We start from the raw sequence: 16343 nt of genomic DNA on the forward strand, positions 1-16343 counted from the left end.
TTGCATTACCGAAAAAGGCTAACTTCTCTTTCAATAATGTGGATTAAGCTTCGTTTATTCTTTACCTCACTGCTAACGCTAAGCGATAGCGTTTCGAACTCATCAGGTTTTTGATAAATATTTACTATTATTTCTTTCAGAGATGAGTGGTCATCCGGTAGCGCTCGCAACTGCTTAATTGGCAAAAACTCAGGAATTGCAGCAACATCAGAAGTCACTGGAACCAACCCAGAACTCATGGCTTCGTCTCTAGAAACTCCCTGAGTATCCATCCGCGATGGACATAGAAATACACCGTAATCTTTATGAATCTCTGCAATCTCCCCTTGACTCAAAAATCGTTGCTCTATTATGACATTTTTGAAATCGCGAACAGGTTTCAAAGTCTCTTCGAAAAGCAAGCCATCACCAATAAGCCTGAACTCTAACTCGTCAAAGAACGGCTCTTTAGAAAGCTCTAAAATACATTTGACTGTCAAATCATTTGCGTAAACTTTTGAGGCATAGGGCCTTATGCTCAAGATCTTTTTTCTTAGCTCTGGTGCTTTCTTTCTATACTGAAATAGTTCAGTGTCTATGGGGTTGTTTAAGATCTCATATGAGCCTTCTGGGATACGAAAGCCCAAGTCTTCCATAACTTCTTCCGCGAAATATTTCGAGACAAAAACAAGTTTCATATTTGAGTGGATGGGCTTTAAGACAGACTTCCAAAATGCCATTCGCTTATCGCTTAGCTCAATAGCTTTCACTTTTTGTTCTGGCGTAGTGATATTAAACTTTCTTCTATACCATGGCTGTATGTCTGCACCATGCACCCAGACAGTGACTTTTATTTTATCTATAAATTGTGAAAGCACTTCCCACATTTCAGCATCTAAAAAGTGGACAAGCACATGCTTATATCTTCCGCTAGTTAATAAACGGTTGAGCGCTATTTCAGAGCCGGTTATGACATCGACATCTTGGAATTCGTGCCAGCTAACCGCTGTGTCTTTACGGAAACGAAATACATCAACATTTGCACCATGCTCTTTATAAGCCTTTACCCTACTGTGTACAAATCCATTCCTGTACAAGTCTTCGTAACTCGGATAGTTATTCGCAATTAAAAGCGTTTCTGATTTCCCAAGAATATTTTCCGGAGAAAGATCTTTTTCATCAATAAGGAGTTTAACTATAGAGCACGTTCCACCTTGATATATCCTCAAACCAAATTTCACAAATTGAGTACCGTCCGGTAGGGTAAGCGCATTGTTCTTGTTAGGTTGAATTATATCGTGAGTAAGCTTTTGTTTCTTATCGTTAAGATAAAGGACAACGAAAGATAGTTTTAAGCCCGGTGTTATTTCTAAATGTAACGGCAGCTTAGCGCCCTTTAAATTCAAATCATTTATAGGAATAGCACTCTTATCGCTGAAATAAATGTATTCATGTTTGCCATCTTCTAGTGTTGACGTTACCTCTATCCCATTTTCGCTCAGAACTACCGAGCTGCTGCAACTCAGCTTGGGAGGTAAAAAGCTAAACAACTGCTTCGCTGAATAGGCTTGCTTCTTTTCTACACTATCTTTTGTAGGTTGAATTGATTCAGCTAATTGCTCTAGCGCCTGTATTGACATTCCTTCGTCGAAATCCCTGTCATTAACGCGAACTTTCATCTTAGAAAATGCTTCTTTCTTACTTTTTAAAGTTGTGACACTTTTACAGTAGTTAAAACTATCAATAGAAAGACCTTTGACGTTGAAACTATCACCTAAAACATTAAGAAGAATGTGTTGATTAAAGCTACTGGAAATAGCACAGCACCTATTTGAAAGTACAACATTATCTTTATAGGTTGCCCCCTTGTCTTGCAGAATAGCTTCACCAGAACTTGCATCAAAGTGTTTCGTTTTCCCTATAGCTTTTGCTTTTGAATACTTTGTTGAAAGCGCTATATCTAATAAATAGTTTGGTCCATAGTAGTCTCTTGCGTCAAATAGCGCGACCCATTCATTAGAAACTTTTATGTCTTTAACTTTATACTTTTGCGCTTCAGACATAGATACAAGCCGAACGTCTCCTGCAAACGGGCTGTTCAAACTACTTAAGGATTTTTCAATACCCTCCTGCGTTATTGCTAGCACCTTTGTTGGTTTAAGAGACTGTCGTGAAGCCAATTCGAGTATATAATCTAGTTGTTCTTGAGTTTCTATTATAGTAACAACTGTAAAATTGGGTAACGGCTCGTTTTGATTCGTCCCATTTACTTTGTTCAAAATATAGTTGAATCTTGCTGAGTAGGTATGTTCAGAAAGGACCTTTCTAAGCCCCGCTAGTCTATACTTATCTTCCAGCAACTCTTCACTTGCCAAACTTTCAAGCCGTCTTACTATTTCACCACCATTGTCAGATACCTGCACCAAATCCCCAAACAAAGCTCTGACACCGCGAGAGAAATTACTGACTGTTATTGTATTGCATGCTAGAAGCTCATAAACCCTTCGGGCAAACATGGTCTGTGACTGCTTTATAGAATTTAGATTGATAGCATACTTGTATCCCTTGTACGCTTTATCAATCTCACTGAAAGGCAACGTTCCTACGATATGAGGACTATATTTCTCTGGAAACGTGTAGTTAGGGTCATCTTTCCCGAAGTTCCGATCGTATATTTCCAGCGGTTTATAATTTGGCAGTGCTTCTACAAAACTCTCGAGATCTTTCGTTCTATCTGGGTACTTAACGTAATAAGCGCCTGCAAAGCAGAACGCGTCTTTTCTATGGTACTTCTCTATTGGGTTAGAAGATTTAGGCTGACATGCAAATGGAAGGAAGAAAACATTGTCATGGCCAAGCGCAGCTTTATATCGATGTATACAGTCTATGTCTGTTGTGAAAACGAAATCGAAGAGCTTCGCCGTATTTAAGAATGTTTCGAAATGTATTGGGTCTTCTTTATTCCAAAAAATTGTAGGAATATTTCTTTGTTTACACCATTCAACTATGTTGATAACTTCCGTTGAGCGGTGACCAACTTTGGACCCCCAAAGATCATCTTTCCCTCGCCATGCAGACTCAATGAACAAAAGTTCTGGCTCAAAATCAGCTAGCTCTTCTACGTAGCTTTCGGGTGTAAGTTGATATAAGTTGGCCTCAGGACTGTACGACTGAAACGTAAAGTCATCCATAATGCAGGCAACTTTTGTATTTATTTCGTTTTCAGCCTTAATAGAATAATGTTCACTTGGGTTAACCAATTGGTCGACCATTGGTGTTACAACTTTCTCCCAAGTAAGCTCATTATCAATTAATGCTCTGGCAGCAGCGACTTTCTCCGCAACCGCGGCCTTACTCTCGTTTCTTAGTTTTATGATTGTTTGAGCAAGCGACTCCACACTTCCTTTTTCATATAGCCAACCTAACTTACCCTGCTTTAATAGCTCTTTTTGTGGCGCTACATTAGATGCAATTATAGGCTTGCTAAACGCCATATATTCCAGAGGCTTTAACGCACTTACGAGTTCACAGACTAAGTCTGGCTTTCTGGGAACAACACATGCATCTACAGCTCGTATATAGTCACCTACTGCTTCATGCGCGACTCTGCCAGTAAAAACCACCTGGTTTTGCAAGCCAAGCTCCATCGCTAGCTCTTTGAATCTCTTTAAGACTTCATCATTCTTGTCAGAATCATTGACGGGATTATTTCCACCTACTACAAGTAATTTTACTTTTTCATCTTTAAGAGACGCTATGGCTTGCAAAAGAGTATCTATACCTTCGTAGTCTGTAAGCGCACCAACGTAACCAAGAAGGAATGTGTCTTCATAGTCATTAAAAAGTTCACTACGGTGTTTTGTACTCTTGCTTTCAACATTGGAAACGGAGGGAGCTGCATTAGGCACTAAGCTTATGCTTGCTCGATTAGCTCCACGTTTCACTAACTCTTGCACCATCGAGGTATTCAACGTATAGAGCTTATCGGCGTTTGACACCAAGAAGCTTTCTAGTTCTACTTGTTCGTGATAACCATCCGAGCCCTCCCAATCAGGGTCTCGGGATAATCGCGATATTTCCCAAAAACCCCTTACTTCGTAATGAAATGGTAGTCCTAATTTTTTTGCTGCAATATACGCTGGGAAAGCGACCTCATAATTAGAGGCTGCTAAAACGATCTCTGGCCGATATACTTTGAACAATTCTTCAAACCGTAGCGCCATCACTTTGATTCTTTCGAACACAGTCTTAGGTACTAAAAAGTTTTCCCAAGGTGAATGAACGTAAGTAACACCTTCAATATTTTTTTGCAGTTCTGCAAACTCTTTCTTTGCCCCAAAATCCCAAGGCCTTCCAGGCCTTATTAAGCACAGAGTATCAAAACCGCGCTTATTGAGTGCGGCTGCAATTCCATGAGTGCGAATAGCATAACCGTTACTCGCGTAACTTTTTCCGTGACTTACTGCATAAGCTATACGCTTATTAATTGGCGCATCTAATTTCGTTTGTGAGGAACTTTCGATTATTGCTTGCTTGGCAAAGTCAATTATTTGATTAGCTTTATTCATTGAAAAGAGTTTCTTAGCGTGGAAAATGACAAGTATGAAAAGCGACGTGGTGAGTTTGCTCTCACCACGTAAAGAATTTATTTAAACAAGCCAGCAAAATCTAAAGTTTTGCCACTCTTGCTATGCGCTTTAAATTGGCTATGGGCAACTAAATAGACAAGAATATCTGCGTTGTCAGCTTGCTCTTCTGATACAAGTTTTAACCCATCGAAACTTTTAATGTTAGGCTCAACAGCGACCACGTCATTAGTTTCACTTAAAGCTTGAGTTATGTATAACGCTGGTGATTCACGCAAGTCGTCAATATCAGGTTTAAAAGCTAAGCCCATGCATGCCACTTGAGGCTTTCTACCGTTTTCTTTTTCAAATTCAAGCACGGCATTCTTAACTTTTTCAACAACCCACTCTGACTTGTAATCGTTAGTTCTGCGGGCTTGCTCAACCATTTTGGCTTTGCCGTTTGCAGAGTTAACAATAAACCAAGGGTCTACTGAAATACAGTGGCCGCCAACACCACAACCTGGTTGCAGGATGTTTACACGCGGGTGATGGTTTGCCAGTTTAATTAGCTCGTAAACATCGATACTCATGTCATCTGCAAGCATTGAAAGTTCGTTAGCGAATGCAATATTTACATCCCTAAACGCGTTTTCTGTCAGCTTTGCCATTTCAGCTGTTTTCGACGTAGTTTCTAGTACTTCGCCTTCAACAAATGTTCTGTAGAATTCGGCTGCCGCTTTTGTAGACGCGCTGTTAACGCCACCTACAACGCGGTCATTCTCAATAAGTTCGCGCATTATGTGACCTGGCAGAACACGCTCTGGTGAGTGGGCTACATGAATTTGTGACAAATCAACACCGGCCGCTTTTAGTTCTTCAGCCATCATTTCTGTTGTGCCTACCGGCGATGTAGACTCTAGTAAAACTAGATTCCCTGGCTTAACGTACGGCGCTATCGCTTGAGTAGCACTTTTTACGTAGTCTAGGTTAGGAACCGGAGAGTTCGTTACTTCGTTAAATTGGTCGTGGTGAAACGGTGTTGGCACAGCAACCAAAAAGATGTCAGCTTCTGCTGGCTCTAGGTGAGCACTTAACATGCCACTATTTACTGCTGAATGAACGAACGTATCTAGTTCTGGCTCAACAATGTGTATTTTACCTTCATTGATAGTGTCTACAGCGTGCTTACTAACGTCTACACCATGAACTTTATAACCGCGGTTTGCCAAAAGCGCAGCCGTTGGTAAGCCAATATACCCCATGCCGACAACGCATACTGTTTTATTAATTTCCATTAACTTTCTCTCTTAAAACTTCAATAATTCTTTCACATGCTTTGCCATCGCCATAAGGATTGTGGGCAAAGCTCATTTCTTCATACGCTCTTTCATCAGTCAATAACCGATTAAGGCTCGTTGTTATTTTATCAACATCAGTGCCCACTAATTTAACGGTTCCCGCGCTAACTGCTTCTGGTCTTTCTGTAGTGTCGCGCATTACAAGTACAGGCTTTCCTAAAGACGGCGCTTCTTCCTGAATACCGCCTGAATCGGTTAGGATAATATGAGCCTGATTCATCAAATAAACAAAAGGCAGGTAGTCTTGCGGTTCGATTAACGTGATATTTGGTACGCCTTTTAGCATGCGATTAACTGGTTCTTGCACATTTGGGTTGAGATGAACAGGATATACAATTTGACAGCTTGGATGCTGTTCTGCGGTGTAGGCTAGTGCTTTGCAAATACGCTCAAAGCCGCCGCCAAAGCTCTCTCTTCTGTGGCCAGTAACCAGTATTAATTTTTTATCTTTATTTAAGAAACTGAAACGCACTTCCATTTCACTATTAAGTGCAATGTCATTTTTTAGCTTAGCGCTTACATCTAATAAAGCATCGATTACCGTGTTACCCGTTACGGTAATATTTTCTTGGGCTACCGCCTCGTTAAGTAAGTTCTGCTGCGATGTTTCTGTGGGAGCGAAGTGGTATGTGGTAATTGCCCCAGTCAGCTTTCTGTTTGCCTCTTCGGGCCACGGAGAATAAATATTGCCTGTGCGTAAGCCGGCTTCCACATGACCTACCGCAATTTGCTGATAGTAAGCAGCTAAACTAGTAGCAAAAGTGGTTGCCGTGTCGCCATGAACCAAAACCACATCAGGTTTGAAATCGGCTAGTATCGGCTTAATGCCTTGTAGAATATTAGTGGTTACATCCGTCAGGTCTTGACCTGGCTTCATGATATTTAGGTCGTACTCTGGCGTAATTTCAAACAACCCTAAAACCTGGTCTAGCATTTCACGGTGCTGCGCTGTAACACAAACGCGCGCGTCAATTCCCTCTTGTTCTGCAAGTTTTATTGCGAGGGGGGCCATTTTTATTGCTTCAGGCCTTGTGCCAAAAACGGTTAATACTTTCATTTTAATTTCTCTGCATTAGCTGAAGTTTTAGGTTTTGCGTTTGCTGGTAGTAGTCTTCAAGCAATTGTTGCGTTTGCTCTAGCTGTTTTTTTTGCTTAAAAAAGTTTTCCGCAGAATAAGCTTCTGCATCGGTTATTGATGAGCTGGTGCGAGTTTTAGAATAAACATTAAGAGACTGCTGACGCTTCTTACAAAGCCATATGCTAGCTTCAACTAGGTCGGCTCCCAGTTTTTTGCCTGCACGTATGTATAGTTGTTCAGCTTCTTTAAATTTTTTTTCTTTAAAGCAACGGTTTGCTTCTTTTATAAGAGTTTGGTTTTCTTTATCCGTGTCCATTTATTACCACCTACATCCAGTGTATTTCCTAGACAAAAATCGGCGCGAATAATAACAAGACCACCGACTCATCTCAACAACTGGCTTAGTTAAGTTAAGGTTGAATATTAAGTAATGATATACCTTTCGGCGTGTTTAATTGCTTTATGTTTAGCGTTAATTGGCGACGACTGCATTCATCCCTCCACTTTTGAGGTAACTCACCTTCACTGTCTTTACTATTATTTACGAAAAAAGTGAATTTAAATGGTGAAAGGTAATCTAACACCATAGGGAGCGCCCAATACCTAGCGCTCTCTCCTCCATCATTGCCACTTGGCCCATCGACAATAACTAAGATATTTGCGCTCTTAGCACTTAGAAGGCGCTTAAGCTCCAATAATTTTTCAGAGCAATCATAAAACAGATCACTATTTAAATTACCCTCAAGACTTGATACAGATACCATGGGCGCAAGCACCAGGTCTACGTAGGCATCTACCCCAGCGCTAACTAAAAGTCCCCTCGTTTTTTCGAAATATTCTGAGCTTTGCTCAAAACTGGCAATATGCTTTGGTAAAGAATTTTCTATATCGCTAATGTTGTTTTTATCTAGAAGATATTTATTGCTAGAGCTTTGAGCTGCCTTATCTGACAATGCGCTTGCAGCGACTACCGTACTCAAACCACTTCCAAACTCTAAAATTACATCGTATTTATTTTGGATTACTAAAGAAGATAGTTCGGCTAAGTTGGAAGCATCCATTGAGTGAGGATCGCTACCGATAGGCAACCGAGACAAAGCAGATAACTTTCTTAATTCAAACTGACTGGCTATATTACTTTTTTGTTCTTCATGGCAGCGAGTAACGTGTTTACCCAAAGCATTGGCAATTTCGATACTATCGTCATTTTGCTTATTCAGCATAGCGGTAAGTCTCTGCTCAAGCTCGCTCACAGCTAAAGCGGTTTCATTATTCGTAGCTAGTAGTTTGTTTTCTCGTTTAAGTGCTTCAAGTTGAACCGTTAATGTTTCAACTTGTTGCTTTCTACTTGCAAACCATTCGTAGGTCTCTTTTTGCTTGTCTTCACTTTCTTTAAACTTAGCTTTTAGGTCGTCTATTTGGTCTCTATAACTTTGAACAGAATCTTTATGTTTCACCTCAAGCTCATTAAGCGCCGACTTCAAGGTTTGTTCGCTAGCTGCTACTTTTTCATAAATTTCATGTGCTTTAATCGTTTTGGCTTTTTCTTCGCCAAGTTCAGAAGTTAACCTTTCATTCTCAAGTGAGAATTTTTCAACTTTTTGCGCGGCATTTTCTTTAGCCGCGCTTAATTCGCTTTCTAGAGATGCTATTTTTTCACTATTAGCTTCTTCACTAATACTTTGAAGCTCTAGCCTCTCTTTAAGTTCATGTGACTTTTGTTGCTCAGATTGTAGCTGGGTTTCTAGCAGGTCTAATTGAGCCATTTGCGATTCGGCTTTTTCGCTAGCAGCTTTCAAGTCAGCTTCTAAAGTGACTATTTTTTTATTATTAGCTTCTTCACTTATATTTTGGAACTCTAGCTTCTCTGTAAGCTCTCTAGATTTTTGCTGCTCACCTTTTAGCTGGTTCTCTAGCAGGCTTATTTGAGCCTTATACTCTTCGGCTTTTTTGTTGGCTTTTTGTGATTGCGCTTCACTCACTTCTTTTGCTGACCTGAGCTCACCTAATTGTTGAGCGGTTGCTTCTGCATTTTCGCTAGCAGCTTTCAAGTCAGTTTCTAGAGATGCTATTTTTTTATTATTAGCTTCTTCACTTATACATTGAAGCTCTAGCTTCTCTTTAAGCTCATGCGAATTTTGTTGCTCAGATTGTAGCTGGTTCTCTAGCAGGTCTAATTGAGCCATTTGCGATTCGGCTTTTTCGCCAGCGGCCTTCAAGTCAGTTTCTAGAGATGCTATTTTTTTACTATTAGCTTCTTCACTAATACTTTGAAGCTCTAGCCTCTCTTTAAGCTCATGTGACTTTTGTTGCTCAGATTGTAGCTGGGTTTCTTGCAGGTCTAATTGAGCCTTATATCCTTTGGCTTTTTTGTTTGATTCTGATAACTGAAGTTCTAGACTATCTTTTTCATTCGCTAGTACGTTTATTTGAGCGTCGTAACTATTTGCCTTTTCTTCAACCGTTTGCAACTCATCTTGCACTTCGCGGAATGCTATTTGAGAATTCGACAACAATAATTTGAGTTCATCCTTATCACTTTCACTCTTTTGATTGGCCTCTGCTACTAATTTTAACTGCGCGTTTAAATCTAGAATTTCATTTTCTAAAACCGCCGTCTTTTTTAGTGCCGAGTTGAAATCGAATTTTTGTGTCAATAAATCATTATCATCACTAAAATCTTCTACAAATTCATAAAACTCATCATTTAGTAATTTTGTTACATAATTAATATCATTCGAGTTTGAATATAATGCCTGTTGACCAGTCGTCACTACTAGCGTATTGAACAGTCTCAGCAAATCATTGTTCTTCAAGTCTTCAAGAAGCGCAGCAGACATACATGGAACATCAAGTACTAAAGTATTTTCGTTACCGAGCACATTATTTTGGCGAACAATATCGAGGGCAGTGATTGTTTCTATGTCTCGAACTTCTTCTATAGTTAAGTTTGGATATAGGTGCTTCAAAGCAGTAGGATCTTCAAACGAAGAAAACTCATCGTTATTGAAAATAGAAAAAGGCTGCGATATGAAATCACAGGGAACTACCCCCTTAGTCAGAAATACGAATTTTTCACTATTATCTGTAACGCTTGGAGGGCTTACGCGTAGTAAGGGATCTATGAAAATTACTTTGCGATAGTCTTCGTAATTGAAATTAAGAGATTGAGTTTCTCCTGCTCCAACCCATATAAGAAAGTTTGACATTGAAGTGCTCTTTTACTTTTTGTTGTGCGTTATCATTATAGGAGACAATGGCCTTCTCTCATCACGGCCAAATTTCAGATAATGAATTAACGGGTTACTACCCGCCTTAGCAACGTCAGGATTCGCCTGCAGATACCATTTTCCATCAAACTGTGGGGAAGGTTTCCTTCCTTCTTTAGCACCGTGTAATAAATAGTGCTCGGCAGGGTCAAAGTCTTTTTTTAGAACATCAGGATACGTTTCTAAATACCAATCTGCATCAAATAAATCACTTGTGTACAACAAACTCATATCTTGAGATAGTTTTTTACGTTTAGTCCCCTGCTTATCAACTACGCTTGATAGCTTCTCCACCTTACTAGATATTTTCCAAAGCTTGCTTGATTTAATAGCCCTTAACTCTGCTAACTCAGCTCTTAGGCGCTGCTCTACAAGCAATTTCTGTTCAAGCTTGACTTCTAGCTGCTTTATCTCTCTATTTTTTATTTTTTCTAGGCTGGTCGCTTCTTTTCTACTACTTTGAACAAACGCAGAAAATTCTTCCTCTGTATTAGTGAACTCTTTTTGAACCGTATGTAACTGTTCAGATAACGTATGCAGCTCACTACTCAATGAGTTACACTTGTCGTTCAGGCGACTTGTGTCTTGACTGTGCTTTTCATTTACAAGTTTTGAATCTCGTTGATATTTACTTTCTAACTCTTTCGTTTCTTTCTCTTGTTTTTTAGTTATAGAGCTAATATCTTCTGCGTGCTTTTTTTGTAACGATGTGAGTCTTATTTCTTTCTCTTCTATCTTTTCGAGCAAAAGGTGATTTTGTTCAAGAACTTTAACATTTTCCGCTATCAACTCTTGTTGCTCAATTCTTTGTTGAATCAATAATTGGCTAATTTTATCCATATCCGGATAAAAGAGAGAATCAGCCTCTTTCAATACAAAACAGGACTGGATTTTTTTGTAAACCCTTATTAACTCATTGCTCTGATTATATAGACTATGACAAATAACTGATTCTATACTTGATGTCACTTGGGGTGTATCAATGACACTTTCGAGCCAGTTGAATGTCGTAGCTGCCTTCGGATAGTTACTACAAAACGCGGAGAGAGGAACAAGCGTAAGCGTCTTTTTGTTTTTTTTATAAAGACTGTATAAGTCGTTTAACTTTGTTGTTAAATCTGAAACTAATTTGTTAAATTCGTAACTCGACAACGACTCTAATACTACGAATGGAGGGGGGACAACTACTACTACTTCAGATTGTTCACTAATCAGGACTTTTATTTCGTCTAATGAAATCACGTTTCTTGTGAAAGCCGACTCAGTGATCCCTTCATTGATTTCGTAGTAATGGTTTACAACTTTATTGCTAGTCTTTTCGCATAGTTGTTGCCAATACTGTGAACTATCCACTGTGCAAATCACAGACATCCATTACTCCAAAATTACTTAACTTCGTTTCACCTAACAAAGGCTACGATTTTACACAAATACTACCAAATAATAAAAGGACAACATGTCTTAGCAGAGAGCCTTATCTTTGGAACGTGAGTATAGTTCAGAAAGGTAAGCTGTGGGGTAAAAACTTTACCAGCAATAATCAAGCGCTGACTTTTTTCTGATTGACCATCGCTACATTCAACATTCCCAAAACCTGCTCATTGCTAAACTTGATTGTGCTCATAAGGAAATGCTAGCCTGCTCGACTTTTTGAGCCCGTATATATTTCGCGGTTTTTGAATGAGCAGTCAGCATTGTGAATTTAAAAACGTACTGCCATCAAACCTTCGTGCATAAGGTTATTCAGTTTAAAAGCTGATTCAGTTAGATTTATTTTCGCACCATAAAATGCTCGCTTTTGCTTATACATCTAAAAGCATCATAAATTTGATTCATAGCGGTAACCAAGGTTTCCAGCAATGCCTACTATGATTCAATCCGTCCACTCCTTGCGCTAAAAGTGAGATGACTAGTATTTCAGTTGCATTGTGAATGGCTAACCTTTCTGGTGTAGTCACTTGGTCCAAATCAGGAAAGAAAATATTGCTAAACTACTTACCTACACGCCCATATCTATCAGAAAACCGCACAATATCGTCTTCGCCAAGATATGCACCCGACTGCACTTCAATAAGCTCAAGCGGTATTTTCCCTGGATTTTCTAGCGCATGAACGGCACCGATTGGAATGTACACAGATTGGTTTTCAGTGACTAACGTAGTCTTATCATCAATAGTGACGTTGGCACTACCCGATACCACAATCCAGTGTTCGGCACGGTGGTGGTGCATTTGAACGGAGAGTTTTTCGCCGGGCTTAACCGTAATGCGTTTAACTTGGAAGCGTGCACCGCTATCGATAGAGTCGTAGCTTCCCCAAGGGCGAAATACTTCGCGGTGGAACTCAAACTCTGGGCGGTGTTCTGCTTTGAGTTTATTCACTACGGCTTTTATGCTTTGTGCATCGTCTTTATGGGCAACCATAACGGCATCTTTAGTTTCTACTACGATTACGTCTTCCAACCCAATAACAGAAACTAAACGCTGCTCAGCATTTACGTAACTGTTCTTTGTGTTTTCTAGAATAGTATCGCCTACAGTAGCATTGCCGTTTTCGTCTTTTTCAGCCGTTTCCCATAGCGACGACCAACTGCCTACATCGCTCCAGCCCGCATCTAGTGGCACCATGGCTGCACTATCTGTTTTTTCCATAACCGCGTAATCGATTGAGTCGTCTGGGCAGGTTGCAAAAATATCGTGGTCGACACGGATGAAATCTAAATCGGGAGTTTCTGTATCGATAGCACGCTTACACACGTCGAGCATTTCAGGGTTATATTTCTTTAACTCTTCTAAGTAACGGCTTGCTTTGAACATAAACATGCCGCTATTCCAGTAGTAACTGCCAGAATCTACATATTCTTTTGCAGTTTCTAATGCTGGCTTTTCCACAAATTGAGCAACTTCAAACCCATCGCCTAATTCGCTACCCGCTTTAATGTAACCATAGCCGGTATGCGGTTGGTCGGGCACTATACCGAAAGTCACTAGCTTGCCTTCTTCGGCTAGCTTTTCCGCTTTTTCGATAGCGTTATGAAAGGCTTGGTTATTTTGAATAAGGTGGTCTGCTGCTAGTACTAGCAGCACTGGATCTTCACCATTCATGGTGGCGTGCAGAGCGGCTAAAGCGATGGCAGGTGCAGTGTTTCTGCCTACGGGTTCAAGTAATATGCCGCCATGATGGATATCTTTTTGGCGCAGCTGCTCGGCCACTAAAAAGCGATGTGCATCATTACAAATGAAAATTGGGCTTTGCGCTTTGGTGCCTTTTAAGCGGGTTATGGTGTCTTGCAGCATGGTGCTGTCTGATGTTAACGACAAAAACTGCTTGGGAAGTGCCGCGCGCGACTTTGGCCATAAACGGCTACCAGAGCCGCCAGCTAATACTACTGGTTTCATTGTAATATCCTTGATGTGTGGGTGGCGTGCCCACGTCCTGAAATTTAAACCTATTTGAGGAGTATACAAAGGTTTGTATTGCGATGAAATGGTAAATAGTTGGGATTAATAAAATGGGGTCAGAACTTTCGTTCTGACCCCATTTTATTTAAGCTGAGATCTTGGGTGTGCAATTACTCTGCACGAATTAGCGCAAGCACCTCTTTGGTTTTTTCTTCCATCAGCGGAATATCGCCTTTACTTTCTACATTTAAGCGAATTACTGGTTCGGTATTCGACTTACGTAGGTTAAAGCGCCATGTGCCGAACTCTAGCCCCAAGCCGTCGGTAGTATCGATAACGGTGGCGAGTGGTTTGTACTTGCTAGTTACACGCTCTAGTGCGGCATCGGCATCTTTTAGCTTGCTGTTAATTTCGCCCGAGGAAGGGAACGCTTTTATACGCTCTTTAACCATGCTGGCGAGAGTTTGCTTTTTCACGCACACCAGCTCGGCAATTAACAGCCAAGGGATCATGCCTGAATCGCAGTAGGCAAAATCGCGGAAATAATGGTGAGCACTCATTTCACCGCCGTATACGGCATCTTCTTTGCGCATACGCTCTTTAATAAAGGCATGGCCGGTTTTTGATTTTATGGGCGTACCGCCTGCATTGGCTACAATGTCTTCGGTATTCCAGTAAACCCGTGGGTCGTAAATTATTTTGCTGTTGGTGTTCTTTTCAATAAAGGCTTCAGCCAGTAGGCCTACTATGTAGTAGCCTTCTATAAATTCACCGTCGGCATCGAATAAAAAGCAGCGGTCGAAATCGCCGTCCCAGGCTATACCAAAATCGGCGCCTGACGCTTTTACGGCATCGGCAGTGTCTGCGCGGTTTTCTGGCAGCAGCGGGTTAGGAATACCGTTCGGGAAGGTGCCGTCTGCGTTGTGATGCACTTTAATGAATTCAATAGGTACGTTATTAGCAAGCATGGCCTTTTCAATAGCATCGAGTGCGGGGCCTGCCGAGCCATTACCGGCATTTACTACCACTTTCAGCGGTGTAAAGTTATCTAGATTGACATACGAAAGCATATGTTGAACGTAATCGTTCATGCATGAGCTTTTTGTGTACTGGTCGGTACTGGTTAGCTTGTCTTCTTGCGTGTGGGCCTTACCGTTGAAGAAGGCATCGGCATCTACGGTTTCATTGTTGAAGTAGTGAGCCAAGCGGCCGTAAACAAACTTGTCGCTTAGGTCTTCTGCCCGCTCTTTTATGGCATTTAGGCCGGTATCGCCACTAATGGGGATTGAGCCCGCTTTTACCAATTTCATACCGTTGTAGTTGATTGGGTTGTGGCTGGCTGTTACTTCAATGCCGCCATCTACGCCAAGGTGCTTAGTGGCAAAGTAAATTTCTTCGGTGCCTGCCATACCAATATCGGTAACCTTTGCGCCTGCATCAATTAGCCCTGCACTGAGTGCCAGTTTAAGCGGCGTAGAGGTTAAACGCACATCGCTGCCCACTACTACCGTTTTGGCATCGAGTTCTTCTGCAAAGGCATAACCAATGCGGTAAGCCACTTCTTCGGTTAATTGAGAGTTAAGTTCGCCACGAATATCGTAAGCTTTAAAACAGGTAATTGGGTTAGCCATTGATGGGTATTTAATCCTTTATTGTGATAGGGGATAAATTAACGGCGTAGCGTTATGTGCTGCATGCCGTGTTTAGTGACTTGCTATATTCGCCGATTACGCTTTTTTATATTAAATCATTTAGGGGGTGATATTGCTATGTGGAATATTTTGTTCTTTGGCTGTTTTTTTAAACGAGTGAATAAGTCTATAACTAGTGTTTTAGTTAAAGTAGCGATGCCAAGAACTGTGTAAAGGGCACAATATCTTGTTTGACGCTGGCGGCTTCCAACGCTTGCATGTATTCATCTCGCCTCTCAACCGGCACAATTGTCCAATGATAACCACCCGATGCCATCATAAGATTCATGATGCTCTGTTATGCCTGTCACTTTAATACTCTGTTATGCCTGTCACTTGCTCTGTTATGCCTTGCTCTATGCTCTGTTATGCCTGTCACTTTACAGACTACTATGCCTGTCACTTTAAATAGTAAACACATGGAACGACTACTCGTAATGCGTCCACATGCGTAAAACTTTTATTGTCTGAATATCGTCTAAGACTTGATAAACAAGGCGATGCTGTATGTTGATGCGCCGAGAATAAGCACCGTCTAAATCTCCAACGAGTTTTTCATAAGGTGGAGGTGTTTGATAAGGGTTAATTGCAATTATTTGAAGAAGTGTTTTCGCTTTGCTTTTTAAATTGCTGCTCGCTAGTTTTTGCCCATCTTTCTGCGCTTGTTTAGTATAAACGACTTTCCATGTCACCAATCTAACTCCTCTGCACAGTCCCCCACCTCTTCTTCCATTCCCGCTTTAATAGATTCTCGCATTCCAGGAACAGAGAGCAAATACAACGTTTCTTGAATTGCGTTCCAATCACTTTCTGAAAGCAGCACTGCGTTGTTTCGCTTACTTGTAATTAAAACGGGTTCGTGAGACTCAGCTGTTTCATCGATTACTCGATACAAGTTAGCTCTAGCTTCTGTGGCTGATAAAGTAGTCATGAGGTGCCCTCCAAAGAGAAGGTAACGTACGTCAAAACGTACATTTAAGTCAAGGAATATTATTCTTA

11 protein-coding genes are annotated in these 16343 nt (G+C 40.8%); all 11 read right to left on the reverse strand.

The window, feature by feature from the left end; translation table 11 throughout:
- Positions 1-5: 5 nt before the first annotated feature.
- Positions 6-4547 (reverse strand): glycosyltransferase, encoded by a 4542-nt coding sequence (locus ACOJR9_RS16620; RefSeq protein WP_420934012.1) that lies wholly within the window; start codon positions 4545-4547, stop codon positions 6-8.
- A gap of 77 nt (positions 4548-4624) precedes the next feature.
- Positions 4625-5842: a UDP-N-acetyl-D-mannosamine dehydrogenase gene (gene wecC, locus ACOJR9_RS16625; protein WP_420934013.1), complete on the reverse strand. Its 1218-nt coding sequence runs from the start codon at positions 5840-5842 to the stop codon at positions 4625-4627.
- The gene (gene wecB / locus ACOJR9_RS16630) at positions 5832-6962 is read right to left on the reverse strand and encodes a non-hydrolyzing UDP-N-acetylglucosamine 2-epimerase (RefSeq protein ID WP_420934014.1); all 1131 of its coding nucleotides are present in this window, start codon (positions 6960-6962) and stop codon (positions 5832-5834) included. The genes wecC and wecB overlap by 11 nt, the downstream gene beginning before the upstream one ends.
- Before the next feature lies 1 nt (position 6963).
- Positions 6964-7299, reverse strand: coding sequence for a hypothetical protein (locus ACOJR9_RS16635; RefSeq protein ID WP_420934015.1), 336 nt, complete (start codon positions 7297-7299; stop codon positions 6964-6966).
- A gap of 94 nt (positions 7300-7393) precedes the next feature.
- Complete coding sequence (locus ACOJR9_RS16640) at positions 7394-10192, reverse strand: hypothetical protein (protein WP_420934016.1); 2799 nt, start codon at positions 10190-10192, stop codon at positions 7394-7396.
- A 12-nt stretch (positions 10193-10204) separates the two neighbouring features.
- On the reverse strand, positions 10205-11623 hold the full coding sequence (locus ACOJR9_RS16645; protein ID WP_420934017.1) for a hypothetical protein: 1419 nt from the start codon (positions 11621-11623) through the stop codon (positions 10205-10207).
- A 620-nt stretch (positions 11624-12243) separates the two neighbouring features.
- Positions 12244-13650, reverse strand: coding sequence for a mannose-1-phosphate guanylyltransferase/mannose-6-phosphate isomerase (locus ACOJR9_RS16650; protein ID WP_420934018.1), 1407 nt, complete (start codon positions 13648-13650; stop codon positions 12244-12246).
- Between the two features lie 173 nt (positions 13651-13823).
- Positions 13824-15284 (reverse strand): phosphomannomutase CpsG, encoded by a 1461-nt coding sequence (locus tag ACOJR9_RS16655; RefSeq protein ID WP_420934019.1) that lies wholly within the window; start codon positions 15282-15284, stop codon positions 13824-13826.
- A gap of 205 nt (positions 15285-15489) precedes the next feature.
- A complete protein-coding gene (locus ACOJR9_RS16660) occupies positions 15490-15633 on the reverse strand; it encodes a hypothetical protein (RefSeq protein ID WP_420934020.1) in 144 nt (47 codons plus the stop codon).
- A gap of 139 nt (positions 15634-15772) precedes the next feature.
- The gene (locus ACOJR9_RS16665) at positions 15773-16036 is read right to left on the reverse strand and encodes a Txe/YoeB family addiction module toxin (protein WP_420934021.1); all 264 of its coding nucleotides are present in this window, start codon (positions 16034-16036) and stop codon (positions 15773-15775) included.
- On the reverse strand, positions 16033-16275 hold the full coding sequence (locus tag ACOJR9_RS16670; protein WP_420934022.1) for a type II toxin-antitoxin system Phd/YefM family antitoxin: 243 nt from the start codon (positions 16273-16275) through the stop codon (positions 16033-16035). The genes ACOJR9_RS16665 and ACOJR9_RS16670 overlap by 4 nt, the downstream gene beginning before the upstream one ends.
- Positions 16276-16343 lie beyond the last annotated feature (68 nt).

The organism is Alteromonas ulvae (assembly GCF_048987005.1).
Taxonomy (GTDB): domain Bacteria; phylum Pseudomonadota; class Gammaproteobacteria; order Enterobacterales; family Alteromonadaceae; genus Alteromonas.

Bases quoted from the DNA above. Each gene is read 5' to 3' on its own strand.
- ACOJR9_RS16620 (WP_420934012.1), bottom strand. From the start codon at position 4,547: ATGAATAAAGCTAATCAAATAATTGACTTTGCCAAGCAAGCAATAATC.
- wecC (WP_420934013.1), bottom strand. From the start codon at position 5,842: ATGGAAATTAATAAAACAGTATGCGTTGTCGGCATGGGGTATATTGGC.
- wecB (WP_420934014.1), bottom strand. From the start codon at position 6,962: ATGAAAGTATTAACCGTTTTTGGCACAAGGCCTGAAGCAATAAAAATG.
- ACOJR9_RS16635 (WP_420934015.1), bottom strand. From the start codon at position 7,299: ATGGACACGGATAAAGAAAACCAAACTCTTATAAAAGAAGCAAACCGT.
- ACOJR9_RS16640 (WP_420934016.1), bottom strand. From the start codon at position 10,192: ATGTCAAACTTTCTTATATGGGTTGGAGCAGGAGAAACTCAATCTCTT.
- ACOJR9_RS16645 (WP_420934017.1), bottom strand. From the start codon at position 11,623: ATGTCTGTGATTTGCACAGTGGATAGTTCACAGTATTGGCAACAACTA.
- ACOJR9_RS16650 (WP_420934018.1), bottom strand. From the start codon at position 13,650: ATGAAACCAGTAGTATTAGCTGGCGGCTCTGGTAGCCGTTTATGGCCA.
- ACOJR9_RS16655 (WP_420934019.1), bottom strand. From the start codon at position 15,284: ATGGCTAACCCAATTACCTGTTTTAAAGCTTACGATATTCGTGGCGAA.
- ACOJR9_RS16660 (WP_420934020.1), bottom strand. From the start codon at position 15,633: ATGAATCTTATGATGGCATCGGGTGGTTATCATTGGACAATTGTGCCG.
- ACOJR9_RS16670 (WP_420934022.1), bottom strand. From the start codon at position 16,275: ATGACTACTTTATCAGCCACAGAAGCTAGAGCTAACTTGTATCGAGTA.